Genomic DNA, 25682 nt, shown 5'->3' on the forward strand with positions numbered 1-25682 from the left:
CTCCGGGCGGTCAGAAACCCGCCCAGAGTAAAGCAAAAAACCCGGGGGTGATTTGATATAACTCAGCCCTTGTGCAGGCCTTCTTCCACAGCCCACACGGCAACCTCTACCCGGGAGCGCAGGCTCAGTTTCTTGAGCAGGTGTTTTACGTGGACTTTCACTGTGCCGTCGCTGATGTCGAGTTTGCGGCCGATCATCTTGTTGGACAGGCCTTCGGCGATCAGTTTCAGGATGTCCTTTTCGCGTGGGGTCAGGCTGTCGAAATCCGGGCGCGAGGCCTGTTGCGGCTTGTTGGAGCGCAGGGCTTCGGCCAGCAGGGTGGTCAGCCGGTCGCTGATCACCATTTTGCCAACGGCTGCCTGGTGCAGCTGGGCGATCATGTCGTCCGGTTCCATGTCCTTGAGCAGATAGCCATCAGCGCCGGCGCGCAGGGCGGCAACCACGTCGTCTTCCTGGTCTGAAACGGTGAACATGATAATGCGGGAGCTGATGTTCTGGGCCCTGAGCCTTTTCAGGGCTTCAATGCCGTCCATCTCCGGCATGTTCAGGTCCATCAGGATCAGGTCGGGCTCTATCTCGGTCGCCATCCGGATGCCGTCGGCGGCGTTGCTGGCTTCGCCGACAACTTCCATATCCTGTTCCATGCTGATCAATTGCTTGATGCCCTGGCGCAGCAAGGGATGATCGTCTATCAGCAGGATACTTGCGGGTGTTTCAGACATATTCTTTCTCGTTTAAGGCATTTGTCGGTTCAGGCGGTTGATGACTGCACGGCAATCAGGTTCCGGCTTTTGGGAACGAATGTTAACTCAACTTCCACGCCGCCTTCCTCCCGGTTTTTCACTTCTACGGTTCCGCCCAGAGTCCTGGCCCGGTCCTGCATGATCACCATGCCGTAGTGGTTCACGGGTTGTCCGCCGCCGGGCAGGCCTTTGCCGTTATCCCTTATACGGGCACAGACTCTGGGAGATTCAAATACGACCTCTACAGCAATGTCGGTGGCATCGGCATGCTTGACGGCATTGGCCAGGCCTTCCCGGATAATCTGCAGGGTGTGGATCTCTTCGTTGGGTGACAGGGTCTGGGGCGGCAGGTTGTACTCCAGTGCCACCGGCCGGCCCAGCCGTTCAGAGAACTCATCGATGGTTTTGCTCAGGGCACTGGCCAGGTCCGGTGTATCCAGTTTCAGGCGGAAGGTGGCCAGTAGCTCCCGCAACTGGCGGTAGGCACTGTTCAGGCCGGTGCTGAGTTCGTCCAGGATCTCGCTGTGCAGTTTTTCCTGGTCACCACTGATATTGAGCCGGCGCAGCCGTGTTACCTGCATTTTCAGGTAGGACAGGGACTGGGCCAGGGAATCGTGCAGTTCCCGGGCGATGACGGTGCGCTCCTCGGCCAGGGTTTGTTGCTGCTCTTCGGTAATCTGGCGTTCCAGGAATATGGCCGTGGCCAGCTGGTCGGTCATGGTTTCCAGCAGTCGGCGTGACATATCCGGCAAGCCCTTGTCAGCGGGATACCAGACTTCCAGCGTGCCCAGCAACTGGCCCGGGGTGCGGATGGGCAGCAACAGGCGACGGCCGTCGTTGCCTTCCAGTGGCAGGTCGTCGTACACCTCGGGTGTGACCAGGCACGCGTTGCAGTGGTGGTCCCGGCAGTAGAACGGGCGCTTGCTGGTGGCGGTGGTTACCGCCTCGATGGGTTCTGGTGAGCCTTTTTCATGCAGGTACAGGCGGATAGGGCCGATGCCCAGAAGCCGCTCCAGCTCCTGCAGGATTGGAATGGCACCGCTGCACAGGTCGTGGTTGGCGAACAGGCCGCGGCTGGCAACGTGCATGGCCTGCAGGGCGGAGTGGCTGATTTCCAGTTCTTCGGTTTTCCGTTGTACCCGGTTTTCCAGCTCGTAGTAGGTCAGAGCCAGTTCGCTGGTCATCTGGTCAAAGGCCTGGCCCAACCGGGCCAGTTCGTCGTTGCCTTTCAGGTTGGCCTTGTGGGAAAAGTCCTGCTCACCCACGGCAGTGGCAATGTGGATCAGTTTGCGCAGCGGGCGGAGTACCCGGTTTTTTAGGTCCAGGAACAGTGCCATCACAATCAGGATGGAAAAAATCATGCTGATGATCTGGATCAGCAGCAGCAGGTCGATACGGGCTTCCGTGCGTTGCTCCAGCATGGAAACCAGCAGGTCGACTTCGCTGGTGTACTGCTCGATGGACGCCACGATAGCGGGGGTCAGCGGTGTGCCGGCCTCATGCTGCTCGATGTCCGGCTTCAGCCGGGTCAGCCACAACTGCTTGACCTTCTGGTACTGCAGAGCCAGCGGGTGGTCGGTGCTGCGTGGTATGGAGCGCACAATGGCGGAGGTTTCCAGTCGGGTCTGGTACCTGGCTGTCTGGGCTTCGATACTGGCATCGCCGTTGGTCAGGTCTGTAGTGGCGGAGCGGGCTGCAAGCTGGAATGCTGCCATGCGCAGGGCGCCGGCCTGGTTAATGGCGGTCGCGTTGCCCTCGATGCTGCTGGAAATGCCGAGGGTAGTGGCCATGCTGACGATAGCCGTCAGGACAATAGCGCCGATCGCAACGGCCAGTCGGTTTACCAGCGGGCTTCTGGAAGTCATTCGTAGCAGGTGTTCCGGATAATGGTCATATAAAAGGCAGCTTCGGGCGGATTATGGCTGAAAGCCGCTACTCGGGATACCTCTTTGAGGATAGTCAATTACCCCGATAGTTGGTAACCCATCATAGCTTTTGACCTTGCGCTACGTAAAAGCCGAGACTGAGAATTGGTTTTTTTGCAGGGTGAATAAATGCACGCGCTTCCGGAACAGGACGACGAAGAACTGGCCTCGCTGGCGGTGGTATTGCCGTTGGCACTGGCAGGCTTCGTAGTGGCTGCCGGCTGCTGGACGCTGTTTGCGGTGGCGGGCGTGCATGTGAAGGCCCAGCTGGCGCTGTCCAGTGTCCAGTTCGGAGTGCTGCTGGCGGCGCCGATGGCGGTCAGCGCCCTGCTGGCCATTCCGGCGGGCCTGTGTGCGAGGCGTTTCGGTGCCCGGGCGGTCATGCTGTTTTGCCTTACCGGCCTGGCATTGTGTATGGCGCTTCTGCTGGTGGCCAACAGTTACCCCGCACATCTGATTGTGGCCGCGGGCCTTGGGCTGGCGGGCGGTTTTTACAGTGCCGGCCTGCATTATGTGACCAGCCATTGTCGGCAAAGACTGGGGATGGTTCTCGGAATTTTTGGCGCCGGGGTTACCGGTGCGGCCTTCAACTATTACCTGGTTCCGCTGTTCCACGAAGCATACTCCTGGCAGGGGGTGCCCCTTGCCTACCTGACCGTGCTGCTGCTGGTGATTGCGTTGGTGCTACTACTCACGGACGCACGCCAGTACGGCGCCGGGGAGGGTGCTCGTTCCACGGGCCGGCCAGTATCCGAGCTGTTGCGTAACGGGCGCTCGCTCCCGCTGTGCCTGTATTTCGGCGTGGTGGCCGGCAGTTTTTTTGCCCTTGCCCTCTGGTTGCCGGACTTTCTCTCTGCCCAGTTCGGCTTGCAGCTGGGGGCAGGTGCCCGCATGGCCCAGTGGTTTGTTATTCCCGGCGCGCTGGCCCAGATTGCCGGCGGTGCGCTGTCTGACCGGCTGGGCAGCACCCCGGTGACCGCCCTGGCACTGATTGCCAGCCTGGTTGCCCTGTTTGTGTTGTCCTACCCGCCCATGACCCTGCACATCCGCGGGGTGGAAGGGGATATCGTGGTCAACTTCGCGTTGCCGGTCATCCTGGAACGGGGGCTGGTCATCCTGCTTGGCGTGGCCCTGGGCTGCGCTATGGGCAGTTTGCAGCGGGAGGTCATACTGGCCAACCGGGCCGAGGCCTCGCTGTTTGCCGGCCTGTTGCTGGTGAGCGCTTGCTCCGTGGCTTTCCTGCTGCCCGTGGCCTTTGGTGCCATCAACCAGTGGCTGGGCATCCGCACGGCGGTTTTCATGCTGTTGTTCGGTCTTTTAGGGCTTTGCCTGCTGATGTTTGCGGTAGGCACCCGTCATCGTGTTTATCAATATTTGAGTTAGATCAAATGTCAGGTGGTAATTGCCCGGATACCCCCATCGGGGGAGGGAATTCGGCGTGTCTACCCTCTAGTATTAAACAATGATTTTGTATGCATGAAAATGCGCAGGGGATACACGATGGCCATGATGCAAGTTGCAGACAACCGATACTCCAAGCCCGTACTGGTAGCCGTAAACCAGACCCTGAGCGAACAGGACGGCCTTGATGCGCTCCGTAACCATACCTTGTTCCGCACTCTGCGAGACGAAGATCTCGACGGGCTGATCCAGCAGTCCCGCCGGCTTCGCTTGGGCCATCACCAGCTGCTGTATCGCCAGGATATGCCGGCTCACCACTTTTTCTTTGTCATCTCCGGCCGGCTGCGGCTGTACCGCCTGGACTCCTCCGGCATCGATCGCACCCTGGACAGCCTTGCGCCCGGTGACTGCTTTGCCGAGGTGATGATCTATGCAGACCCGCCCAAGTACGCCTGCTATGCCGAAGCGCTGAAATCCAGCGAAGTGCTGATGATCCCGGTGAAGGCCTATCAGGATTTGCTCACCCAGCACCCGGAATACGCACAGGCTGCGCTGCGCCACTATGCCCAGCGTGCGGTAACCCGGTTCCATGACCTGGAAATCATGACGGTACAGAGCGCCCGTGACCGCCTGGTGCGCTATCTGATCGATCTGCTGCCGGAGGGAACTCGCAACGGCGGCGAAGTGGAATTGCCGTTGCCCAAGTGCCTGGTAGCCTCCCGCCTTGCCATGCAGCCGGAAACCTTCTCACGGATTCTGGCCGACCTGAAGTCCAGCGGGCTGGTGCGGGTTAATCGCAGCCGCCTGTTCATCGCCGACCCCCAGCGGTTGATGGATCTCAGTCTCTGATTCCGGTTGAGGCCTTCGGGCCTCTATACCCATAGAGGTATTTGATTTATCAGGAATCTCGTCCACCCTTGTAGTCATTCAAACATGTTTGGGGAATTCTTTGTGATTGCTGTCACCCGGATTGCTTTGTCTTTCTTGCTGTTGTTTCTGGCCAGCACCGTTTCCGCCCAACCCCTCTCTGACTATGACCCCCTGGCCGGGCGCCAGGTGATCGAGAGAGCCATTCCCGAGGTGACTGATTTCAGCCCGGTTGAGGGTAACCGGGCCGTACAGGAACTTTATGCCGGGGAAGAGCTGGTGGGCTATGCCTACCAGACGATCGATTTTGTCCAGACTCCGGCCTATTCCGGCAAGCCCCTGAACGCCATGGTGGTGCTGGATACCGAAGGGGTGATCAAAGGCTCCAAGGTTATCCACCACGACGAGCCGATCCTGCTGATCGGTATTCCCGAGCAAAAAATGCATGACTTCACCGACCAGTACGCCGGGCTGAAAGCAGACCAGCGGGTAACGGTAGGTGGCAAGTCATCCGAGCGCCGTGTGGCGGTAGATGGCCTGTCCGGTGCCACGGTGACCGTGATGGTGATCAACGAAGTGATCATGCGCACCGCCCACCGCGTAGGTGGCGAACTGGGCCTGATCGAAGTGAATGCAGGCAGCAAGCGCCCGCCGGTAGCGGAAGTAGACACCGAATCGTTCCAGGACAAGACCTGGGACGAATTGACCGGTGACGGCTCCGTTCGCCGCCTGCTGCTGACCCGCGGTACCGTGGACGACGCCTTTATCGGCGGCCCCGCTGAAGGTGTGGAAGCTGCCGCTCCGGATGAGCGGGACGACGCGCTGATCGACCTGTACGTCACCTACCTGAATGCCCCCACCATCGGCCGCAACCTGCTGGGCGAGAGCCAGTACCAGTGGCTGATGTCCGAGCTGGAAGAGGGTGAGCACGCTATCGCGGTGATGGCCAATGGCGAATACTCCTTCAAAGGTTCCGGCTACGTTCGTGGCGGTATCTTTGACCGGGTTCAGATTCGCCAGTTTGGTGACACCTTCAACTTCCGGGACCTCGACTTTTACCGCCTCAGCGATGTCTATGCCGAGGGCATGCCTGACTTTTCCGAGATGGCCATTTTTATTGCCCGGCAGCAGTACAAGTTTGACCCGGGTACTCCCTGGTCCCTGGAGCTGACGGTCAAGCGCCAGACCGGCCCGCTGGACAGCGAATTCGCGGTATTCCCGCTGGAGTACCAGCTGCCGGATCAGTATTACACCCGTGCCGAGCCGGTTCTGACCGAAGAGGAATGGCTGGAAGAACAACCTCTGTGGGTGCAGGTGTGGTACCAGAAAGAGTTCCAGCTGATGGTGCTGGGTGCCGGTATTCTGGTGCTGCTGTTCATCCTGTTCTTCCAGGACTGGCTGGTACAGAAGCCGAAGATGATGCGCTGGATCCGTCACGGCTTCCTGGTTTACACCCTGTTCTTCATCGGTTGGTACGCGTTGGGGCAGCTGTCTATCGTGAACGTGCTGACCTTCGTGAACAGTTTGATCAGCGGCTTTACCTGGGAAACCTTCCTGATCGACCCGATGCTGTTCATTCTCTGGTCTGTGGTTGCCGGCATCGTGCTGCTCTGGGGCCGTGCGGTGTACTGCGGCTGGCTGTGCCCGTTCGGCGCCCTGCAGGAGCTGATCAACGAAATTGCCCGCAAACTGAAAGTGCCCCAGTACACCGTGCCTTTCGTGTGGCACGAGCGGCTGTGGGCGATCAAGTACATCATCCTGCTGGTGCTGTTCGGTGTGTCCCTGGAGTCCATGGCCACCGCTGAGCAGATGGCCGAGGTGGAGCCGTTCAAAACCGCTATCACCCTGCATTTCGACCGTAGCTGGCCGTTTGTGACCTACGCCTTGCTGCTGCTGGTGGTGAATATCTTCACCCGTAAGGTGTACTGCCGCTATCTGTGCCCGCTGGGTGCCGCGCTGGCGCTGCCCACCAAGCTGCGTGTGTTCGACTGGCTCAAGCGTCGCAAGGAGTGTGGTAACCCTTGCCGCCTGTGTGACCACGAGTGTGAAGTACAGGCGATCCACCCGGATGGCACCATCAACTACATGGAATGCCACTACTGCCTGGATTGCCAGATGACCTATTTCGATGACCACAAGTGCCCGCCACTGATTGTTAAGCGCCGTGGCAAGCGCCGTGGTCAGAACGCACCCGGCCGCCCGGAAGAAATCCCGGTGGTACAGGTGAGCTGAGTAGTCCCGAGGAGCCAAACATAAGGCCCCGGAAAGCCATGAGAAGCAATAACCGCCATAACCAATAACGGAGTTGGATGCTATGAAAAAAAGAGATGATCTGACCAAGGATACGCCGGAGGCACCGGAAGGTGGTCTGAGCCGTCGTCGCTTCATGGGTGCAGCCGCAATCGCAGGCGTAGCCGGCGCAACCGGTCTTGGTTCATCCATCATGACCCGTGAATCGTTCGCCGCTGCCGCCAAGGAAGCCAAGAACAAGATTCACGTCGAGCCCGGCGAACTGGACGAATACTACGGTTTCTGGAGTGGTGGCCACCAGGGTGAAGTACGTGTTCTGGGCGTGCCGTCCATGCGCGAACTGATGCGGATTCCGGTATTCAACGTGGACCCGGCTACTGGCTGGGGTATCACCAACGAGAGTAAAGAAATTCTCGGCGGCGACCAGCAGTACCTGAACGGCGACTGCCACCACCCGCACATCTCCATGGAAGATGGCCGTTATGATGGCAAGTACCTGTTCATCAACGACAAGGCCAACACCCGTGTAGCCCGTATCCGTCTGGACATCATGAAGACGGACAAGATTACCCATATTCCGAACGTCCAGGCCATTCACGGTCTGCGTCTGCAGAAAGTGCCGCGCACCAAGTATGTCTTCTGCAACGCCGAGTTTGTCATTCCGCAGCCGAACGACGGCAGCGAATACAGCCTGGAAAACAGCTACACCATGTTCAACGCGATCGACGCGGACACCATGGAAGTAGCCTGGCAGGTCATCGTAGACGGCAACCTGGATAACACCGATGCCGACTACACCGGTAAGTACGCAGCCTCTACCTGCTACAACTCCGAGAAAGCCAACGACCTGGCCGGCACCATGCGTAACGACCGCGACTGGGTCGTTGTGTTCAACGTCGAGCGTATTGAAGCCGCCATCAAGGCCGGTAACTTCAAGACCATCGGCGACTCCAAGGTTCCGGTTGTAGACGGCCGCGGCAAGTCCGACGTTACCCGTTACATCCCGGTACCGAAGAACCCGCACGGTCTGAACACCTCTCCGGATGGCAAGTACTTCATCGCCAACGGCAAGTTGTCTCCGACCGCCTCGGTCATCCAGATCGACAAGCTGGACGACCTGTTCGATGACAAGATCGAGCTGCGGGATACTATTGTGGCAGAACCCGAGCTCGGCCTCGGGCCCCTGCACACCACCTTTGACGGTCGTGGCAACGCCTATACCACGCTGTTTATCGACAGCCAGGTATGTAAGTGGAACATTGCCGATGCCATCAAGCACTACAATGGCGAAGAGGTGAACTACATCCGCCAGAAGCTGGATGTTCACTACCAGCCGGGCCACAACCACGCGTCTCTGACCGAGTCCCGCGATGCCGACGGCAAGTGGCTGGTGGTACTGTCCAAGTTCTCCAAGGACCGCTTCCTGCCGGTTGGCCCGCTGCACCCGGAGAACGACCAGCTGATCGACATTTCCGGTGAGGAAATGAAGCTGGTACACGACGGCCCGACCTTTGCCGAGCCGCACGACTGCATCCTGGTGCGTCGTGACCAGATCAAGACCAAGAAGATCTGGGAACGTGACGATGCCTTCTTCGCCCCGACCGTGGAGCGTGCCAAGAAAGACGGCATCACCCTGGAAGCCGACAACAAGGTTATCCGCGACGGCAACAAGGTTCGTGTTTACATGACCTCTGTAGCGCCGCAGTTCGGTATGACCGAGTTCAAGGTGAAAGAAGGTGACGAAGTGACGGTGACCGTAACCAACCTGGATACCATCGAAGACGTAACCCACGGCTTCTGTATGGTTAACCACGGTGTAAGCATGGAAATCAGCCCGCAGCAGACATCGTCTGTTACCTTTACGGCCGGCAAGCCCGGTGTGTACTGGTACTACTGCAACTGGTTCTGCCATGCGCTGCACATGGAAATGGGCGGTCGTATGCTGGTCGAAAAGGCCTGATCACTGCTCCTGGCAAGGAGTCCCGGTTTCGGGGCTCCTGCCTTCACCTTTTTCCGAGAACATTTGATGTACCAGATTCTGCGTTATGGGGTGGCCCTGTCAGTCGCTCTTTTATCGCTTGCCGCTCATGCGAACCTGCAACAGCAGCTTGATAACCTGGAACCGGGTTCGGCCATCGAACTTCCTCCCGAAACACTTTCGCCACTGGCTGTCAGGGTGCCGGGTGTTACTGTGTCCTGCGCGCCAGACACTGTGATTGATGGCGGGGGCAAGGGCAACGCTGTGCATATCCTGGCCGAGAACGTCACTTTATCCGGCTGCACGGTGCGCAACTGGGGCAAGGACCTGAACGAACTGGACGCGGGCATTTTTGTCGCCCGGGAAGCCAGGGGATCCACCATCGAGAACAACCAGCTGCAGGGGCCGGCTTTCGGCATCTGGCTGGATGCGACACCGGATGTGACGGTGCGCAACAACCGAATTCGAGGCGATATCAGCCTGCGGTCCCAGGACCGGGGCAACGGTATCCACCTGTTCAATACCACCGGGGCGCTGATTGAAGACAACGACATCAGCCAGACCCGTGATGCCATCTACATCGAAACCGCCAATAACAACAAGATCCTCAACAATGTGATGACGGATCTGCGGTATGGCATCCACTACATGTATTCCATGAACAACCTGCTGGAAGGCAACCTTACCCGAGGCACCCGCACCGGCTATGCCCTGATGCAGAGCAAGCGCCTGACCGTCATCAACAACCGCTCGGAAGACGACCAGAACTACGGAATCCTGATGAACTTCATCACCAACTCCACATTGCGGGGCAACGTGGTGAAGGGCGTGTCTGAAGGGCAGACCGGTGACGTGATGATTACCGGGGGCGAAGGCAAGGCCGTGTTTATCTATAACTCCCTGTATAACACCTTCGAAGGCAACCTGTTTGCCGACAGCAACATCGGCATTCACCTGACCGCCGGCTCGGAAGACAACGAAGTTTTCAACAACGCCTTCGTGAACAACGAGCGCCAGGTCAAGTATGTGGCCACCCGCACCCAGTCCTGGGCCAAAGAAGGCAAAGGCAATTTCTGGAGTGACTACCTGGGCTGGGACCGCAACCAGGACGGCCTGGGCGATGTACCCTATGAGCCCAACGACAACGTGGACCGGCTGCTGTGGAAATACCCGGAAGCCAAGGTGCTGATGTTCAGCCCTGCGGTCGACACCCTGCGCTGGGTGCAGGATGCCTTCCCGGTAGTGAAATCTGCCGGTGTGAGTGACCCCCATCCGCTGATGCGAATTCCCGAGTACCTGGAATCGGAGATCCGATGAACTGTTTTCGACTTGAGAACGTCAGCCACCGTTACGACAAGGCGACGGTGCTGCACGGTGTTGACCTGCGGCTGGAACCGGGAGAAATCCTCGGCCTGTTCGGCCACAACGGGGCTGGCAAGACCACCTCGATCAAACTGATCCTGGGATTGATGAAGCCTACCGAAGGCAATGTGTCAGTCCTCGATGGCGAGGCTGGCGACCCGAACGTGACCCAGCATATCGGCTACCTGCCGGAGAACGTGATGTTCTACCCGCAGCTGACCGGCCGGGAAATTCTCAGCCACTTCGCCCGCCTGAAAGGTGCGCCTCTGCGCCAGGTGCCGGAACTGCTGAAACAGGTGGGCCTTGGTGACGCCATGGACGCCCGCACCAAAACCTATTCCAAAGGCATGCGCCAGCGCCTGGGCCTGGCCCAGGCCCTGCTCGGCAAGCCCAAACTGCTGATGCTGGACGAACCCACCGTCGGCCTCGACCCGGTGGCCACCGCAGACCTGTACCGGTTGTTGCGTGACCTGCGCGACGAAGGCACAGGCATCGTACTGTGCTCCCACGTACTGCCGGGTGTTGAACCTTACATCGACCGCGCCGCCATTCTGACCGAAGGCGCCCTGAAAGCCGCCGGCGACCTGCCATCCCTGAGGCAGCAAGCCAACATGCCGGTTACCCTGAGCCTGTTGCCCAGCAACAGCCTGGCGGCGCTCGAAAAAGTGATCGAACAGGCAGGGGAGAGCACCGGCCTGATGATGAAAACCGATAACGGACGACTGCAGGTAGACGTGAGACCCCTGGAAAAAATGCCCCTGATCCAGACCCTGATGAACTCCGGCGAAGTAGCCGACCTGGGCATTCACCAGCCCAGCCTTGAAGACATCTACGTGCACTTCATCGGCTCCGGCGGCCTGGCACATCGTGGAGGCAGCCAATGAACGCAATCTGGACCATCGCCCGAAAAGAACTGAGCGACAGCCTGCGCAACCGCTGGCTGGTAGCAATCTCTGTGGTCTTCGCCACCCTGGCACTGGGTATTGCCTGGTTCGGCGCGGCCGCTTCCGGGCAGGTAGGCTACGCCTCCACCCCCGCCACCATCGCCAGCCTGGCCAGCTTGGGTATCTTCCTGATTCCCCTGATCGCCCTGCTGCTGGCCTACGATGCCATCGTCGGTGAAGAAGAGGGCGGCACCCTGTTGCTGCTGATGACCTACCCGCTGAGCAAAAGCCAGCTGCTGCTGGGCAAATTCATGGGCCATGGCCTGACCCTCGCCCTCGCCACCCTGATCGGCTTTGGCGTAGCGGGCATTGCCATTGCCCTCCTGGTAGAAGACGTCGGCATCGGCGCCCTGGCCGTGGCCATGGGGCGCTTCATCGGCTCTACCATCCTGCTGGGCTGGGGCTTCATCGCCCTGGCGTACCTGGTCAGCGTGCGGGTCAGCGAAAAGCCCGTCGCCGCCGGCATGGCCCTGGCCATCTGGTTCTTCTTTGTCCTGATCTTTGACCTGATGCTGCTGGGCGTCCTGGTGGCCAGCGAAGGCAAACTCAACCCCGAGTTACTGCCCTGGCTGCTGATGCTCAACCCCACCGACATCTACCGGTTGCTCAACATCGTCGCCTTTGGCGACAGCAGCCAGCTGAGCGGTGTCCTCAGCCTGGGCTCCGACCTGCCCATCGGCGCCGGCGGCCTGTGGCTCGGCCTGCTGGTGTGGTGTGCCGTTCCCCTGGGCGGCGCCCTGTTACTGTTCAAAAACCGAAGAATCTGACCCTTACCGGAGAGCACTGACCCATGACAACCCACTTCAGCAAATGGCTCCTCGCCGCCCTGGCTGCCGTCATCCTCGCCGGTTGCTCCGGCGGTGAACAGGAAGTCGTCGCCAAGCCCGACCCTGTCCATTTCGAATCCGGCGACGAATGCCACGTATGCGGCATGGTCATCACCAACTTCCCGGGCCCCAAAGGCCAGGCCTTCACCGAGCGCGAACAGCACACCCGCAAATTCTGCTCCACCAAAGACATGTTCGCCTGGTTCCTGCAGCCGGAAAACGAAAACCGCGATCACACCCTGTACGTCCACAACATGGCCCAGACCGACTGGGAACACCCGGACGACACCCAACTGATCGACGCCCGTGGAGCCTTCTACGTCGTCGGCTCCGAACGCACCGGCGCCATGGGCCCGACCCTGGCCTCCTTCGCCACCGAGACCGAAGCGGCTGACTTTGCCTCAGAGCACGGCGGAGAAGTCTTTGCCTTCGCAGATATCACTATGGACCACCTCAACGCCGGCATGACCATGCACGACATGGGTGGCATGGAAGGTATGCATGATGGACACGATATGGACATGGCTGAAGAAGCCGGAATGGCTGGCGACGACAACATGGAAGAAGACCACAGCGGTCACAATATGGAGCACTAAGCGAAGGCGCTGATTAACTACGCGGATAAATGCTTTTGGAATCTGGCAGGGAAGCCGGCAGAGCAGGTAAGAAACCTTCTCACAAAAATTTGCGGAGCCATGGATGGCGGAGCAGAAGCGCCACAGGGAAGTGCCGCAAGGAGCGGTTTTTGGGAGAAGGTTTCTTACCTGCTCCCACTCCGAACTAGCCGCCGGTCATATTCATAAACCGAAGAATCTGCACCTCCCCCTCCGAAGAAAAGTGATGCCGCTCCGGCTTCAAATCCATCGCCGAAATAATCGCCTGCCGAAGCTTCTCATCATCCCCGGGGAACTCCCGCAGAACCTCCCGCAAATCCATCGAATGCTCATTCCCCAGGCACAGCAAAAGCCGCCCCTCCACCGTAACCCGAACCCGGTTACAGGTGTCGCAGAAATTATGGGAATGCGGAGAAATAAAACCCACCCGAACCGGACTGTCCGGCATCCGGTAATAGCGCGCAGGCCCGCCGGAATCCTCGGTAGCGGGAATCAGCTCATGGCGCTGGCGGATAATGTCCCGCACCTCGGCACTGGTACACAGGGCCAGCCCACGGTCGTGCTCGGAAATTTCCCCCAGCGGCATCTCCTCGATAAACGTGATATCCAGCTGCTTCTTCCGGGCGAACTCGATCAGTTCCGGCACTTCCACGTCGTTCCGGCCCTTCATCACCACCGTATTCAGCTTGATACCCCGAAAGCCCGCCTCCCGGGCGGCTTCAATGCCATCAAGCACCTGGCTCAATTTGCCGGTGCGGGTTATACGGTGAAACTTGTCAGCATCCAGTGAATCCAGGCTGATATTAAGGCGGTGCAGCCCACCCCGGCGCAGCTCATCCGCCATCTCCGGTAACTGGCTGCCGTTGGTGGTCATCGCGAAGTCCCGCAGGCCATAACTGCCGATTTCCCTGACCAGGTCCAGGACACCCTTGCGAACCAGGGGCTCACCCCCGGTCAGGCGGATCTTCTCGGTGCCAAGATCCACAAAGTTACGGGCCACCCGGGCAATCTCTTCCAGCGAGAGAATCTGGCTGCGGGGCAGAAACACCATCTCTTCAGCCATACAGTAAACACAACGGAAGTCACAGCGATCCGTCACCGACAGGCGAACATAGTTCACCGTGCGGCCGAAGCGGTCTGTCAGTTGGTTTGCGGGCATCTGGGGGATTCCTGTTGCAACACATGGTTATGAGTATAGATGCAGTATGGCAAAGCCTGAGACAGATTCCGAGACCTGGGTAAGGATAAACACCGCTACCACCGTACAACCATTAATGGGTATTTTTTATGCAGGTTATAGGCGCTAAACTGAAAGCAAGACCCTATTCCTTAATCACGGTAGAATGGATACAGGTATGAACGGTCACGAGGCCCGCATGATGGCCGCACAGCCAAACAAAACCGGTTTCCGGATTCTTGCGTATATCTCGGCATTGCTCGGGTTAGCTGGCGTAGTGTTGCCTTTGCTTCCGACCACGCCCTTTGTGTTGCTGGCCGCCTTTTTTGCCAGCAAAGGGTCGCCGGCGTTTGCCCTGTGGCTGGAGCAGCACCCGGCGTTTGGCCCTGCCATTGAACAGTGGCGGGAACGGCGAGCCATCCCCCTGAAAGCGAAACTGCTGGCCCTGGGAATGATGGTTCTGAGCTGGACTATGCTGCTGGCGCTCGGCTCGCCCCTGCTGGTACTGACAATTTCCGGCCTGTGTCTTTCGGCAATCGCCGCTTACTTGATAAGCCGGCCGTCCTGCTGAACCGCACGGCCCCTTGGAGCATTAAATGCATATCACCCGTTACACAGACTATTCACTCCGGGTTCTGATCTATCTGGCCGAACAGGGTGACCGGCTGGCGACTATCCAGGAAATCGCCGACAGCTACGAAATTTCCAAGAACCACCTGATGAAGGTGGTGCACCAGCTGAACAAGAAAGGCTACATAGAGACTGTACGCGGCAAGAAAGGCGGCATGCGCCTGCACAGGTCCCCGGACGAAATCAATGTGGGAATCCTGGTGCGGGAAACCGAGCAGGATCTGAGTATTGTGGAATGTCTGTCCTCCAACAATGCCTGCAAGATTACCCCGGTGTGCGGCCTCAAGCACATGTTCAGCGAAGCCTTGAATGCGTTCCTGGATGTGCTCGATAAATACACCCTGGCCGATGTGATCCGCGATCAGCACCGGCCACAGTTGGTTCGCCTGCTTCAGATTGCCTGAAGCTGGCCACTTCCCCGCTGTTCCAGGCGGGTTCTGACCGCATCCGGCAGGGAGAAACGGGCTATCCGGCTCAGCACGGTGCCGTACTGTTTGGCAAAGCTGCCGGTGTTATACGGAATGTCATACTTCTTGCACACTTCCTGTACCTTCGCGGAAATCTCCGGGTAACGGTGGGCTGGCAGGTCCGGGAATACGTGGTGTTCCACCTGGTAACTCAGATGACCGCTCAGCACATGCAGCCACTTGCCGCCGGTAAAGTTGGATGAGCCGCTTAGCTGACGCAGGTACCAGTGGCCCTTGCTCTCGCCCTCGCACTCTTCCTCGGTAAAGGTTTCCGCATCCTGGGTGAAGTGCCCGCAGAAAATCACCGTGGAGGCCCAGATGTTCCGGATCAGGTTGGCGCCCACGTTACCGGCCAGCACAACCGGCGCAACCGGCAGGGTCAGCAGCGGGAAGAAAACGTAATCCTTGAAGGCCTGGCGGCCACCCTTGCGGGCGAAGTCTTTCAGGAAGGGTAACTTGTCGCGCCAGCGTAACTCACCCCGGCGAATTTTCTCGCTCTCCAGCTCATGCACGCCCACACCCCACTGGAACAGTACCGTCAGCAGGATGTAGTTCACGAACTGCAGCAGGTGCCCCGGGTGCCATTTAACATCATCGCTCAGGCGCAGCACGGCATAGCCGTAATCCCGGTCCTTGCCGATGATGTTGGTGTAGGTGTGGTGCTCGTAGTTGTGGGTCTGGCGCCAGGATTCGCTGGTGCAAACGGTGTCCCATTCGTAGGTCTGGGAGTTCAGGGCCGGGTCGTTCATCCAGTCGTACTGGCCGTGCATCACGTTATGGCCGATTTCCATGTTTTCCAGGATCTTGGCGATACCCAGGCTGGCAGTGGCCGCTACAAAGACCGGCGGGATGAAACCGAAAGGCATCATCACCCGGCCACCCACTTCCAGGGTGCGGTGCAGGCGGATGATCTTGCGGATGTAGGTGGCATCCCGCTCGCCCAGGTCGGCCAGCACTTCATCGCGGATGGCATCCAGGTCTTGCTGGAGGCCGTTCAGTTGTTCTTCGCTAAGCTTTTTCATGGTGCTTTCTCCTTGCGGCTCTCCGGCCGCAACGCAAAAATTTTGGGTTATACGTCTATCTGAACCGGCCCGCGGGGCACGGAAACACAAAGCTGGACGCTTTCTTCGCCGGGGCCGGATACCTTGCCGGTCAAACGGTTAACCACGGTGCCGCTGGTCTTGCGGCAGCTGCACTGGTGGCAGATGCCCATGCGGCAGCCGTAACGGGGCTTGAGGCCTGCGGCTTCGGCAATTTCCAGCAGGTTGGCATCGCCTTCGGAGCCCACATTCACGCTGCTGCGGGTAAAGCTGACCTCACCACCCAGCTGGTCGTTATCCAGGGCGGCCGGGGCAGGGGGCGCAAAAAACGTGCTGTGCATCTGCGATTCTGCCAGGCCACGCTGCTGCAGCAATTCCGTCGCAAGGTCCATCAGGCCTTTCGGGCCGCACAGGTAGGCTTCGCGTTCCTTCAGCCCGTCAATCGCTTCCAGGTCTGCATCGCAGAGGAAGCGGGGTTCCTTGCCTTCATGGGTGGCAATGATGTTCAGGTTCAGCCCGGGATAACGGGCGGCGATGGCCTCCAGTTTTTCCCGGCCAATAATGTCGTTACCGGTACGCACGAAATACAGCAGGGTAACCGGCGCCGGGTAGTGGCTGGCGGCCATGGTTTCCAGCTGGCTGAGAACCGGGGTAATGCCGCTGCCGCCGGCGATAAACAGCACGGGTTTGGCGGGCTGCGGAACCAGGAACTCCCCGAAGGCATCGGCCAGGCCGAGGATATCGCCTTCGCTCAGGGAGTCGTGCAGCCAGTTGGTCACCAGGCCGCCCGGCAGGCGTTTAATGGTCAGGGTAATCAGGCCCTGTTTGTGCCATAGCTCCGGTGAGCTGGACAGGCTGAAGGTGCGGGTGCGCCGAATACCGTCGATCTCGGTACAGATGTTCACATGCTGCCCGGCGTCGAAGCCGGTCCACCGGCTGGCGGGCTTGAGTACGAAGGTTTTGGTGTCGGCGGTTTCGGCCATAATGCGTTCTACCCGGGCAGGTGTGTACTCCTGTACCCACATCGGATTAATGGCGCCCGCGAGGGGGTCCAGCCAGGCAGCGGGGTCGTCCCGGTTCAGTAATTGCCGGCCAAGCCAGTGCAATGCCTTGGTTTGTGTCAGTCGTGCCAGCATGTTCGTTCTCCGTGTTTGTCGGGTGCCTTGTACGGGTCTATGTGTACAAGTGTTCACTAATGTGTACGACTGTACACACAAGTTTGACTTTCAACAATTACCTGCCCGGAGTGTTGGCTCGAAATGACAAGCTGGAAGGGTTTTTCTACGGTCTAATGTGTACACTTGTGAACCTGATAAACGCGGTACGGGTAAAAGATGGCAGACAAACAACGGCGCAGGCCGGGAGAAACCCGGGAAAAACTGATGAGTGCAGCCCTGGAGCTGGTGGGTAAGGGGCGGCATTTTGCCAGCCTGGGTATCCGGGAGGTGACTCGTCAGGCGGGGGTGGTGCCTACATCATTTTATCGCCACTTCCGGAGCATGGACGACCTGGGCCTGCAGCTGGTGGACGAGCTGGGGCTGGTGTTACGCCGGATGATGCGTGAGGCCAGGGGGAATGTATTGCAGGCAGACAAGCTGATCGAGGAGTCCGTGGGTATATTCGTAGCCCATGCCCAGGCCAATCGCAGTTTCTTCATGTTTATGGCCCAGGGGCTGGCGGGTGAAAGCCGGGCGGTTCAGGAAGGGATTCGCAGTGAAATGCGGTTCTTTGCCAGTGAGCTTGCCAACGATCTGCGCCGGCTTCGGCTGATGCAGCATCTGAGCGATGCCGACCTGGATATGACCTGTGACCTGGTGGTTCGTACCGTTGCCTTCAGCCTGACGGACCTGCTCAGTATCGCTGCGGATGATGACTACCAGGTTGGCCAGGTACGCAAGCGCACGTCCCGCTTCCTGCAGATGATCTTCGTGGGTGCCGGACACTGGCAGAGTGAATCCGGCACCGCACTTTAATCGGGCCTCAGGTTTTAATCAGGCCTCAGGCTTTTTCTTCTTTGCCGTTGACCGCGGCTTCTTCGGCCTGGGCGGCAGCACCAGGCTTTCCAGTTCATCCAGTGCCTCACCGGTGTACACCGCCAGCTTCTGCATGCTCGGCAGGGTGTCCCGGCAACCGGTGTACCCGAAGTTCAGTGAGCCGGCATAGCTCAGGCAGGTGATGTTGAGGGCGCCGCCGTGGGCAATCAACGAGACCGGGAACATGGCTTCGAGCTTTGCACCCTCGTAGTACAGGGTTTTTTCCGGCCCCGGCACGTTCGAGATGGTTACGTTGAACACCGGCCGCATGCGGCCGCCCAGCCCCGACATCAGCTGCAGAATATAGGGTGACATCAGCAGCATGGTGTACTGGGTCAATGCGCTCTTGGGCAGCTTTTGCAAGTGTTCCTTGGCCCGGCGGGTAGAAGCCTTGATCTGCTGCAAGCGGTTCAGCGGGTCGGCCTCGTTAGTGGCCAGGGAGGCAATCATGAAGCTGATCTGGGTACCGGTTCCTTCGTCATCCGCCGGGCGGATATTGACGGGAATGCCCGCGGTCAGGGGGATGGCGGGCACACTGTCCTGCTCCAGCAGGAACCGGCGCAGTGCGGTGCCGCACAGGTACAGCACAATATCGTTCAGGGAGCCGCCGGACGCCTGGGCCAGGGCTTTCAGGCGGTCCAGCTGGTAATGTTGGGTGGCAAAGCGACGCTGGCCGGTAACCCGGTGGTTCAGGATAGAGACCGGGCCGGTAAACGGTGCGGTCAGGCCATCTTCCGGGTGGCGAACCGAATGCACCAGGCGGTTGCCGGCCTGCCACAGGCGTGGCGCCATGTCGGCCTGCAGTTTCAGGGCATCCATGGCCTGGGAAACAGCTGCAGGCACGCTCGCCTCCGGGTCGGTTTTGCTGCCACGGCGCCGCTCAGGGCGCACGGTCCAGGGCGGCGGCATATTGACCCGGTCCGGATCGGTGGTCAGCACCCGTTGCATCAGCCGCACGCCGCTGATGCCGTCAATCATGGAATGGTGCATCTTGGTGTACAGGGCAAAGCGGTTGTTCTCCAGCCCTTCAATTACGTGGCATTCCCACAGGGGGCGGGAGAAATCCAGCGGATTGGAATGCAGGCGCGACACCAGGATACCCAGTTCCCGTTCGCCGCCCGGACGGGGCAGGGCAGAGTGGCGTACGTGGTAGTCGAGGTCGATATCCTTGTCGACCTTCCAGGCCGGGGCAAGCAGTCGTCCGAGAAAACCCGACCAGGCCAGCTTGTAACCCCAGGGTGGTGCTACATCACCGGCATCTTTCATGCGGGCAACCATGTCCCGCAGGAAGGTTTCCGGTGCGCCTTCCGGCAATGAAAAAATCTGCAGGGTGCCCACGTGCATCGGGGTGTCTTCAGATTCCACAGCCAGCCAGGAGGCGTCCAGTGTTGCGAGCCGTTTCATTCCGTTGTGTTCTCCGCCAGTCGTTCAATTTATGGTTGTTGCCTGCAAGTATACTGGCTAAGCGGCCCGCAAACGATCAAAAACCGAGGTGGTAAGACGATTGTCCAGCCACCCTGCTATCTGGCCGGTGAGCAGGGTGGCTAGAGGCGCTTTCAAGGTTCGGTTTAGTTGTCCCGCTCGACCTTCACGGGGTCCAGGCTGCCGGTACGGAAGTCCACTTCCAGCTCCCGGCCGCTGTCATCGTTGCCTTCTACCTCGATGTCGCCGTTACGCTTGATTTTCAGCTCTTCGATGGTTTCCATGCCCTGCCCGCGGGCGGCATCCAGAAAGACCTGGACTTCCTGCGCGGTCAGGCCATACGACTCGCCTTTGGGCTTGCGGCGCTGTTCCCGCTCGATGTCACCGTTACCGTTCAGGTCCAGTTCCACAAACCAGTCCTGGCCCATCCAGCCCTCGATCTCGATGTCATCGGCCCGGTCGTCGTCAAACTCGATGCTCTGGAAGTTGGTGATGCCGTAGTCACTGCCAACCTGCAGCATGCGTTCGGCGTCTTCAAAGCTGCCCTTGGCAAAGGCTGCGGGGGCTGCGATAAGGCCGCTGATCAATACGATGGTAAGGGTCTTTTTCATGGTGTGCTCCTTGTTTCTCTGTGTTTTGAAACCTGCCGGTTCTGCCCTGTTGGCTACCAGCCTGGGGCCAGATTAACGGGGCAGGGCTTTCAGCATCGTGATAGGCTCATTCATGATTCGTTCATCTGACTTTTGTCACCATAATGAGCATGGACAAAGACCGTTTTTCTCCACCCTTATTGCCCGCAGACCGGTTTTCCCGCCGGGTGGTTCGGGCGTTCCTGCTGGCGCTGCTTGTCGCGGGTGCCCTGCCCTTTGCGCAGGTCGCCTGCGCCGACGATGACTGGCGTCGCCTGCACCATGAGGTGGAAGCCGGCCGCATCAAACCCCTGAGCGAGATTCTCGACAGCCTGGCCCGGGACTGGGTCGGGGATGTGATTGATGTGGATATCGAGAAAGACGACGGCGAGATTATTTATGAGATCGAACTGCTGGGCCCCCAGGGGCAGGTGGTGGAGTTTGAGGTGAACGCCCGGACTGGCGAGGTTCTGGAGGTTGAGGGTCGGAATATCCGGGGCATGGAGCGACGATGAAGATTCTCCTGGTTGAAGACGATACCGCACTGGCACAAGGCCTGGCTGGTGCCCTGCGCGAAGCCGGGTTGCTGGTGGAAGTGGCCGGGGACGGCCGCAGCGCAGATTTCCTGGTGAGTACCGAGCGCTACGATGCGGTGGTGCTCGATCTCGGCTTGCCCGATGGTAACGGTAGCCAGTGGTTGGCCGGCTGGCGGGCACGGGGCATTGATTTGCCGGTATTGATTCTGACCGCCCGGGAACGGTGGTCTGACAAAGCGGCCGGTTTTTCCGCCGGTGCCGATGACTATGTCACCAAACCCTTTGAAACCGCCGAAATCCTGTTCCGCCTGCGGGCCCTTGTGCGCCGGGCCCATGGCCATGCCCACCCGGTGATTACCGTGGGCGACATAGCGCTTGATACCCACGCAGGGCAGGTTACCCGTTCCGGCATGCCGGTGTCTCTGACAGCCCAGGAGTTCCGGCTGTTGTCGCGCCTGATCCATGCGGCACCCAGAATTGTTTCCCGAACCGAGTTGTCCGAGCATGTCTATGACGGCGACCAGGAGCCGGATTCCAATGTGATCGATGTGCAGGTGAGCCGGTTACGGCGCAAACTCGGTGCCGATGTCATCGAAACCGTACGCGGGCAGGGTTACCGGATGCGTGGTGGCGGGGAACCGGCCTGATGCTCACGCGCCTGCGCCGTTGGCCTGTGGCGGTTCGAATGCTGGTGTCCGCGCTGGTTCTGGTGCTGGTTATCTTACCCCTGGCGGGTGCCCTGCTGGCCTGGAATGTCCGGCAGACCGTGAGCCAGTCCTTCGACGAGCGTCTGCTGTCCTTCCTGAACGTAGTGATTGCCGGCATCGAATTCGACCCGCAAACCGGTGAACTGACCCCGGGTTCGCAGCTGGGTGATCCCCGCTTTGAGCGGGCGTACTCCGGATGGTACTGGCAGGTAAACGATAACAGCGGCCAGGTTATCACTTCCCGTTCGTTGTGGGATCAGCGCTTGCCCCAGGTCAGTGGCCGCGGGCCGGACTGGGTGGACGTTCCGGGGCCGCGGGAGCAGAGGCTCCGCCTGGTAGAGCGGGATGTTCAGTTACCGGCCTTTGATGGCTGGTTGTCGGTGTCTGTTGCGGCTGACCTGTCGGAAGTGGATACCCAGGTGTCGCGGTTTAACCGGTTGCTGTCGATATCGCTGACCACCCTGGGGGTCTTGCTGTTATTGATGATAGGCCTTCAGATTCGCTGGGGGCTGGCTCCATTACGGCGGCTTGAGCAGGATCTGCGCGCCATGGAAGCGGGCCGGGCCCGTTCCCTGACTACGGACCTGCCGGATGAACTGGCAAAGCTGGCGGATGCCATGAACCAGGTGCTTCAGCGCGACCAGGTGCTGATTGACCGGGGCCGCACCGCCGCCGGTAACCTGGCCCATGCGCTGAAAACGCCGGTATCGGTGCTGACCACCCTGAGTGACAAATTGCCGGATGAGCAAAGAACCGCGTTCCGTACCGAGCTGGCCCGCATTGACGACGCCGTGCGCCATCACCTGGCCAGGGCTTCCGCCGCCGGGCCGGCGGCATTGGCCGGTGTGGACCTGGCTGAAGCGCTGGAGCCGGTACTGTCCGCCCTGGATACACTCGCCGGGCGTCGGGGGCTGGTTCTTGATCCGCATATCAACGGTTCCGGCATGGTCCGCTTTGAACAGCAGGATCTCCAGGAAATTGCCGGTAACCTTCTGGAAAATGCCATCAACTGGGCCGAAAAACGGGTAAGTTTCTCTGCCCGGCTTGGTGTGGAAGGATTGGAACTGGTGATCGAGGACGATGGTCCGGGCTTGTCGGCCGACGACATTGAACAGGCCCTTACCCGGGGCGCCCGGCTGGATGAAAGCCGCTCCGGCTCCGGCCTTGGCCTGGCGATTGTGAAGGAGCTGGTGGAGCTCTACGGCGGCAGCCTGAACCTTGGCCCCTCGCCACTGGGCGGGTTGCGGGCCAAGGCCAGTTTCCCGGTTTAGTCGTCGGCGGCGTCGTCGTTACGGGGAGGGCAGTGATGCGCCGCTACGATTCTGCCCTCATCCACGCTTTCCAGGTGTACATCAAACCCCCACAACCGGTGCACGTGCCGGAGTACTTCGTCGGTTTCCTGCCCCAGCGGCACCCGGTCCACCGGGATGTGATGCAGGGTTAGTGAGCGGTCGCCGCGCACATCCACATTCCACACCTGTATGTTCGGTTCCCGGTAACTGAGGTTGTACTGGCGGGCCAGCTTTTCCCGGAGAACCCGGTAGCCCGGGTCGTCGTGAATGGCGGTGACGGTGTAGTGGTCTTCCTGGTCGTCGTTTTCGATCGCGAAGAGTTTGAGATCGCGCATCACCTTGGGCGACAGGAACTGCTGGATAAAACTCTCGTCCTTGAAGTTACGCATGGCGAAATGCACGGTTTCCAGCCAGTCTTTGCCGGCGATGTCCGGGAACCATTCGCGGTCTTCATCGGTGGGGTTCTCGCAGATCCGCCGCAGGTCGGTGAAAATGGAAAAGCCCAGGGTGTAAGGATTGATGCCGGAATACCAGGGGCTGTTGAACGGCGGCTGGTACACCACCGCCGTGTGGCTTTGCAGGAATTCCAGCATAAAGCCGTCGGTGACCAGGCCTTTCTCATACATCCGGTGCAGCAGGGTGTAATGCCAGAAGGTAGCCCAACCCTCGTTCATCACCTGGGTCTGGCGCTGGGGATAAAAGTACTGGGCCAGCTTGCGCACGATGCGCACCAGCTCCCGCTGCCAGGTCTCCAGCAGTGGCGCGTTCTTCTCGATGAAGTACAGCAGGTTCTCCTGGGGCTCTGCCGGGTAACGGGGCCGGCGGTGAACGGTGTCTTCATCCTCGTAGGCTTTCGGTATGGTTCGCCACAGATCGTTGATGCGCCGCTGCTCGTATTCTTCCCGCTCCTTCTGCCGGCGGGCTTCCTCTGCGGCTGAAATCGGGGCCGGGCGCTTGTAGCGGTCAACGCCGTAGTTCATCAGGGCATGGCAGGAGTCGAGAATTTCTTCCACGGCATCCACGCCGTAGCGCTCCTCACACTCCGACACATAGTTGCGGGCGAACACCAGGTAATCGATGATGGCACTGGCATCGGTCCAGGTGCGGAACAGGTAGTTGCCCTTGAAGAAGGAGTTGTGGCCGTAACTGGCGTGGGCAATCACTAGTGCCTGCATGGGCAGGGTGTTCTCCTCCATCAGGTAGGCGATGCAGGGGTTGGAGTTGATCACAATCTCGTAGGCCAGGCCCATCTGGCCCCGCTGGTAGCCCTTGGAGGTTTGCAGAAACTGCTTGCCGAACGACCAGTGGTGATAACCCACCGGCATGCCCACAGAGCTGTAGGCGTCCATCATCTGCTCGGCGGTAATCACTTCAATCTGGTTCGGGTAGGTGTCCAGACCGAACTCGGCGGCGCATTGGGCAATTTCTTCGTCGTACTTCTGGATCAGCTCAAAGGTCCACTCCGAGCCGGTGGAAATAGGTGTTCCTGCCTCGGGTTGTTCGCTCTCCGGTGCGTTCGGGCGATCAATCAGGCTGCTCATGCCGCTTTCCTCTCGAACAACTGTCGGAATACCGGATAAATGTCAGCAGGGTCTGCAATCTGCTGCATGGCAAAACTTTGCGGGAACTGCGCCAGGATTTTCTCGTACTCATACCAGAGCATCTGGTGGTCCTGGGGGGTGATCTCGATGTAGGAGTAGTACTGCACCAGCGGCAGAATACGCTCCGAGAGCAGTTTGCTGCACACCGGGGAGTCGTCGTTCCAGTTGTCGCCGTCTGAGGCCTGGGCGGCGTAGATGTTCCATTCCGCCGGGGAGTAGCGGGCGTCAATGATCCGGTGCATCAGTTTCAGGGCGCTGGAGACAATGGTGCCGCCGGTTTCCCGGCTGTAGAAGAACTCTTCTTCATCGACCTCTTTGGCGCTGGTGTGGTGCCGGATAAACACCACATCGATTTTCTTGTAGTTCTTCTTCAGGAACAGATACAGCAGGATAAAGAAGCGCTTGGCGATGTCCTTGTGCATCTGGGTCATCGAGCCGGACACGTCCATCAGGCAGAACATCACCGCACTGGTGGCCGGTTTGGGCTGCTTCACGTGCTGCCGGTAGCGCAGGTCGATTTCATCAATAAACGGAATGCGCCGCACGTTGGCTTTCAGGCGGGCGATCTCCTCCTCAAGTACGTTGATCTGGTCAGCGTGGCTGAAGGCCGGATCCAGTTCCTCAGGAGCCGATTTTAGCGCGGCCAGCTGGGCTTCTAGACCCCGGATTTTCTTCTTGCGGGCGCCGCCCAGGCCCAGGCGTCGGGCATGGGCCCCCCTTAACGAACGCACCACATCCAGTTTGGCGGGGACGCCCTGGGTGGTGAAGCCGGAGCGCACGTAACTGAACGCTTCGGTGTCCTTGAGCTTTTTGCGGACCAGGTTGGGCAGCTCCAGATCGTCAAACAGGAAGTCGAGAAACTCTTCCTGGGTGATCTGAAAAGCGAACTCGTCCATGCCTTCGCCATCGGGGCTGGCTTTGCCCTGGCCCTGGCCTTGCCCACCTCCGCCGTCGGGTTTGGGGATGGTGTCTCCAGCTACCCATTCCTGGTTTCCGGGGTGCACTACTTCCTGTCGGCCGCCCTGGCCATGGTGGAAGATAGGTTCTTCAATGTCGCGGGTCGGAATGCTGACTTTCTCGCCCCGCTCGATATCGGTAATGGAGCGCTTCTGAACGGCATCCGACACCGCTTTCTTGATGTGGTGCCGGTACCGGCGCAGGAACCGTTCCCGGTTCACTGCGCTCTTGTTCTTGCCGTTCAGGCGCCGGTCGACAATGTGGGTCATACCCATGGGTC

General features: G+C 59.5%; 23 protein-coding genes. 14 read left to right on the forward strand and 9 right to left on the reverse strand.

What is annotated here, in order from left to right:
- Window positions 1–62 precede the first annotated feature (62 nt).
- Window positions 63–722: a two-component system response regulator NarL gene (gene narL / locus B9Q17_RS00780; protein WP_058341673.1), complete on the reverse strand. Its 660-nt coding sequence runs from the start codon at window positions 720–722 to the stop codon at window positions 63–65.
- A 29-nt stretch (window positions 723–751) separates the two neighbouring features.
- Window positions 752–2608, reverse strand: coding sequence for a histidine kinase (locus B9Q17_RS00785; RefSeq protein WP_094623715.1), 1857 nt, complete (start codon window positions 2606–2608; stop codon window positions 752–754).
- A 189-nt stretch (window positions 2609–2797) separates the two neighbouring features.
- On the opposite strand from B9Q17_RS00785, the gene B9Q17_RS00790 reads away from it, so the two are divergent.
- From B9Q17_RS00790 to B9Q17_RS00825, 8 genes are all read left to right on the forward strand, one after another.
- Window positions 2798–4051, forward strand: a complete 1254-nt coding sequence (locus B9Q17_RS00790) for an MFS transporter (RefSeq protein ID WP_094623716.1) — start codon at window positions 2798–2800, stop codon at window positions 4049–4051.
- 117 nt (window positions 4052–4168) lie between these two features.
- On the forward strand, window positions 4169–4918 hold the full coding sequence (locus tag B9Q17_RS00795; RefSeq protein ID WP_094623717.1) for a Crp/Fnr family transcriptional regulator: 750 nt from the start codon (window positions 4169–4171) through the stop codon (window positions 4916–4918).
- 84 nt (window positions 4919–5002) lie between these two features.
- Window positions 5003–7168 carry a transcriptional regulator NosR gene (gene nosR / locus B9Q17_RS00800; protein WP_094623718.1) on the forward strand — a complete coding sequence of 722 codons (2166 nt, stop codon included), beginning with the start codon at window positions 5003–5005 and terminating at the stop codon, window positions 7166–7168.
- Window positions 7169–7250: 82 nt separating this feature from the next.
- Complete coding sequence (nosZ, locus tag B9Q17_RS00805) at window positions 7251–9146, forward strand: TAT-dependent nitrous-oxide reductase (protein ID WP_094623719.1); 1896 nt, start codon at window positions 7251–7253, stop codon at window positions 9144–9146.
- 66 nt (window positions 9147–9212) lie between these two features.
- Window positions 9213–10481: a nitrous oxide reductase family maturation protein NosD gene (locus B9Q17_RS00810; RefSeq protein WP_094623720.1), complete on the forward strand. Its 1269-nt coding sequence runs from the start codon at window positions 9213–9215 to the stop codon at window positions 10479–10481.
- Complete coding sequence (locus B9Q17_RS00815; protein ID WP_094623721.1) at window positions 10478–11410, forward strand: ABC transporter ATP-binding protein; 933 nt, start codon at window positions 10478–10480, stop codon at window positions 11408–11410. Before B9Q17_RS00810 ends, B9Q17_RS00815 begins: the two co-directional genes overlap by 4 nt.
- Window positions 11407–12237 (forward strand): ABC transporter permease, encoded by an 831-nt coding sequence (locus B9Q17_RS00820; RefSeq protein WP_094623722.1) that lies wholly within the window; start codon window positions 11407–11409, stop codon window positions 12235–12237. Before B9Q17_RS00815 ends, B9Q17_RS00820 begins: the two co-directional genes overlap by 4 nt.
- A 23-nt stretch (window positions 12238–12260) precedes the next feature.
- Complete coding sequence (locus B9Q17_RS00825) at window positions 12261–12893, forward strand: nitrous oxide reductase accessory protein NosL (protein WP_094623723.1); 633 nt, start codon at window positions 12261–12263, stop codon at window positions 12891–12893.
- Window positions 12894–13077: 184 nt separating this feature from the next.
- Here the strand turns inward: B9Q17_RS00825 and moaA are convergent, their stop codons facing one another.
- A complete protein-coding gene (gene moaA / locus B9Q17_RS00830) occupies window positions 13078–14070 on the reverse strand; it encodes a GTP 3',8-cyclase MoaA (protein ID WP_058341664.1) in 993 nt (330 codons plus the stop codon).
- A gap of 196 nt (window positions 14071–14266) precedes the next feature.
- Between moaA and B9Q17_RS00835 the strand changes: the two genes are divergently transcribed.
- Window positions 14267–14659 (forward strand): YbaN family protein, encoded by a 393-nt coding sequence (locus tag B9Q17_RS00835; protein ID WP_094623724.1) that lies wholly within the window; start codon window positions 14267–14269, stop codon window positions 14657–14659.
- A gap of 25 nt (window positions 14660–14684) precedes the next feature.
- A complete protein-coding gene (locus B9Q17_RS00840) occupies window positions 14685–15122 on the forward strand; it encodes an RrF2 family transcriptional regulator (RefSeq protein ID WP_094623725.1) in 438 nt (145 codons plus the stop codon).
- Here B9Q17_RS00840 and B9Q17_RS00845 read toward each other — a convergent pair.
- Both B9Q17_RS00845 and B9Q17_RS00850 read right to left on the reverse strand, forming a co-directional pair.
- Window positions 15110–16207, reverse strand: a complete 1098-nt coding sequence (locus tag B9Q17_RS00845) for a fatty acid desaturase family protein (protein ID WP_022987877.1) — start codon at window positions 16205–16207, stop codon at window positions 15110–15112. The two genes, B9Q17_RS00840 and B9Q17_RS00845, sit on opposite strands and share 13 nt — an antisense overlap.
- A 47-nt stretch (window positions 16208–16254) precedes the next feature.
- On the reverse strand, window positions 16255–17361 hold the full coding sequence (locus B9Q17_RS00850) for a ferredoxin reductase (protein ID WP_094623726.1): 1107 nt from the start codon (window positions 17359–17361) through the stop codon (window positions 16255–16257).
- A gap of 198 nt (window positions 17362–17559) precedes the next feature.
- On the opposite strand from B9Q17_RS00850, the gene B9Q17_RS00855 reads away from it, so the two are divergent.
- Window positions 17560–18198 (forward strand): TetR family transcriptional regulator, encoded by a 639-nt coding sequence (locus B9Q17_RS00855; RefSeq protein ID WP_058341661.1) that lies wholly within the window; start codon window positions 17560–17562, stop codon window positions 18196–18198.
- Between the two features lie 18 nt (window positions 18199–18216).
- Here the strand turns inward: B9Q17_RS00855 and B9Q17_RS00860 are convergent, their stop codons facing one another.
- Window positions 18217–19662, reverse strand: coding sequence for a WS/DGAT/MGAT family O-acyltransferase (locus tag B9Q17_RS00860; RefSeq protein ID WP_058341660.1), 1446 nt, complete (start codon window positions 19660–19662; stop codon window positions 18217–18219).
- Window positions 19663–19826: 164 nt separating this feature from the next.
- Window positions 19827–20291 carry a PepSY domain-containing protein gene (locus B9Q17_RS00865; protein WP_094623727.1) on the reverse strand — a complete coding sequence of 155 codons (465 nt, stop codon included), beginning with the start codon at window positions 20289–20291 and terminating at the stop codon, window positions 19827–19829.
- Between the two features lie 143 nt (window positions 20292–20434).
- Between B9Q17_RS00865 and B9Q17_RS00870 the strand changes: the two genes are divergently transcribed.
- The 3 genes from B9Q17_RS00870 to B9Q17_RS00880 are packed head-to-tail and all read left to right on the forward strand — an operon-like array spanning window position 20435 to window position 22823.
- Window positions 20435–20824, forward strand: coding sequence for a PepSY domain-containing protein (locus B9Q17_RS00870; protein WP_244177274.1), 390 nt, complete (start codon window positions 20435–20437; stop codon window positions 20822–20824).
- Entirely contained in the window at window positions 20821–21492 is a 672-nt protein-coding gene (locus tag B9Q17_RS00875; RefSeq protein ID WP_094623728.1) for a winged helix-turn-helix domain-containing protein, read from the forward strand. Before B9Q17_RS00870 ends, B9Q17_RS00875 begins: the two co-directional genes overlap by 4 nt.
- On the forward strand, window positions 21492–22823 hold the full coding sequence (locus B9Q17_RS00880; RefSeq protein WP_094623729.1) for a sensor histidine kinase: 1332 nt from the start codon (window positions 21492–21494) through the stop codon (window positions 22821–22823). The genes B9Q17_RS00875 and B9Q17_RS00880 overlap by 1 nt, the downstream gene beginning before the upstream one ends.
- Here the strand turns inward: B9Q17_RS00880 and B9Q17_RS00885 are convergent.
- Together B9Q17_RS00885 and B9Q17_RS00890 are read right to left on the reverse strand one after the other, a co-directional pair.
- Window positions 22820–24385, reverse strand: a complete 1566-nt coding sequence (locus tag B9Q17_RS00885) for a SpoVR family protein (protein ID WP_094623730.1) — start codon at window positions 24383–24385, stop codon at window positions 22820–22822. The two genes, B9Q17_RS00880 and B9Q17_RS00885, sit on opposite strands and share 4 nt — an antisense overlap.
- Complete coding sequence (locus B9Q17_RS00890) at window positions 24382–25677, reverse strand: YeaH/YhbH family protein (protein WP_094623731.1); 1296 nt, start codon at window positions 25675–25677, stop codon at window positions 24382–24384. The genes B9Q17_RS00885 and B9Q17_RS00890 overlap by 4 nt, the downstream gene beginning before the upstream one ends.
- Between the last annotated feature and the right edge of the window lie 5 nt (window positions 25678–25682).

Origin of the sequence: Marinobacter vinifirmus, assembly GCF_002258215.1 — a bacterium.
Lineage (GTDB): Bacteria > Pseudomonadota > Gammaproteobacteria > Pseudomonadales > Oleiphilaceae > Marinobacter > Marinobacter vinifirmus.

What these genes read in the sequence shown, in the direction of transcription:
- B9Q17_RS00815 (WP_094623721.1), top strand. Translation starts at nt 10,478, where the DNA reads ATGAACTGTTTTCGACTTGAGAACGTCAGCCACCGTTACGACAAGGCG.
- B9Q17_RS00855 (WP_058341661.1), top strand. Translation starts at nt 17,560, where the DNA reads ATGGCAGACAAACAACGGCGCAGGCCGGGAGAAACCCGGGAAAAACTG.
- B9Q17_RS00850 (WP_094623726.1), bottom strand. Translation starts at nt 17,361, where the DNA reads ATGCTGGCACGACTGACACAAACCAAGGCATTGCACTGGCTTGGCCGG.
- B9Q17_RS00810 (WP_094623720.1), top strand. Translation starts at nt 9,213, where the DNA reads ATGTACCAGATTCTGCGTTATGGGGTGGCCCTGTCAGTCGCTCTTTTA.
- B9Q17_RS00860 (WP_058341660.1), bottom strand. Translation starts at nt 19,662, where the DNA reads ATGAAACGGCTCGCAACACTGGACGCCTCCTGGCTGGCTGTGGAATCT.
- B9Q17_RS00880 (WP_094623729.1), top strand. Translation starts at nt 21,492, where the DNA reads ATGCTCACGCGCCTGCGCCGTTGGCCTGTGGCGGTTCGAATGCTGGTG.
- B9Q17_RS00885 (WP_094623730.1), bottom strand. Translation starts at nt 24,385, where the DNA reads ATGAGCAGCCTGATTGATCGCCCGAACGCACCGGAGAGCGAACAACCC.
- B9Q17_RS00820 (WP_094623722.1), top strand. Translation starts at nt 11,407, where the DNA reads ATGAACGCAATCTGGACCATCGCCCGAAAAGAACTGAGCGACAGCCTG.
- moaA (WP_058341664.1), bottom strand. Translation starts at nt 14,070, where the DNA reads ATGCCCGCAAACCAACTGACAGACCGCTTCGGCCGCACGGTGAACTAT.
- B9Q17_RS00875 (WP_094623728.1), top strand. Translation starts at nt 20,821, where the DNA reads ATGAAGATTCTCCTGGTTGAAGACGATACCGCACTGGCACAAGGCCTG.
- B9Q17_RS00890 (WP_094623731.1), bottom strand. Translation starts at nt 25,677, where the DNA reads ATGGGTATGACCCACATTGTCGACCGGCGCCTGAACGGCAAGAACAAG.
- B9Q17_RS00785 (WP_094623715.1), bottom strand. Translation starts at nt 2,608, where the DNA reads ATGACTTCCAGAAGCCCGCTGGTAAACCGACTGGCCGTTGCGATCGGC.
- B9Q17_RS00870 (WP_244177274.1), top strand. Translation starts at nt 20,435, where the DNA reads ATGAGCATGGACAAAGACCGTTTTTCTCCACCCTTATTGCCCGCAGAC.
- B9Q17_RS00790 (WP_094623716.1), top strand. Translation starts at nt 2,798, where the DNA reads ATGCACGCGCTTCCGGAACAGGACGACGAAGAACTGGCCTCGCTGGCG.
- B9Q17_RS00865 (WP_094623727.1), bottom strand. Translation starts at nt 20,291, where the DNA reads ATGAAAAAGACCCTTACCATCGTATTGATCAGCGGCCTTATCGCAGCC.
- B9Q17_RS00840 (WP_094623725.1), top strand. Translation starts at nt 14,685, where the DNA reads ATGCATATCACCCGTTACACAGACTATTCACTCCGGGTTCTGATCTAT.
- B9Q17_RS00825 (WP_094623723.1), top strand. Translation starts at nt 12,261, where the DNA reads ATGACAACCCACTTCAGCAAATGGCTCCTCGCCGCCCTGGCTGCCGTC.
- B9Q17_RS00835 (WP_094623724.1), top strand. Translation starts at nt 14,267, where the DNA reads ATGAACGGTCACGAGGCCCGCATGATGGCCGCACAGCCAAACAAAACC.
- nosR (WP_094623718.1), top strand. Translation starts at nt 5,003, where the DNA reads ATGTTTGGGGAATTCTTTGTGATTGCTGTCACCCGGATTGCTTTGTCT.
- B9Q17_RS00845 (WP_022987877.1), bottom strand. Translation starts at nt 16,207, where the DNA reads ATGAAAAAGCTTAGCGAAGAACAACTGAACGGCCTCCAGCAAGACCTG.
- nosZ (WP_094623719.1), top strand. Translation starts at nt 7,251, where the DNA reads ATGAAAAAAAGAGATGATCTGACCAAGGATACGCCGGAGGCACCGGAA.
- B9Q17_RS00795 (WP_094623717.1), top strand. Translation starts at nt 4,169, where the DNA reads ATGGCCATGATGCAAGTTGCAGACAACCGATACTCCAAGCCCGTACTG.
- narL (WP_058341673.1), bottom strand. Translation starts at nt 722, where the DNA reads ATGTCTGAAACACCCGCAAGTATCCTGCTGATAGACGATCATCCCTTG.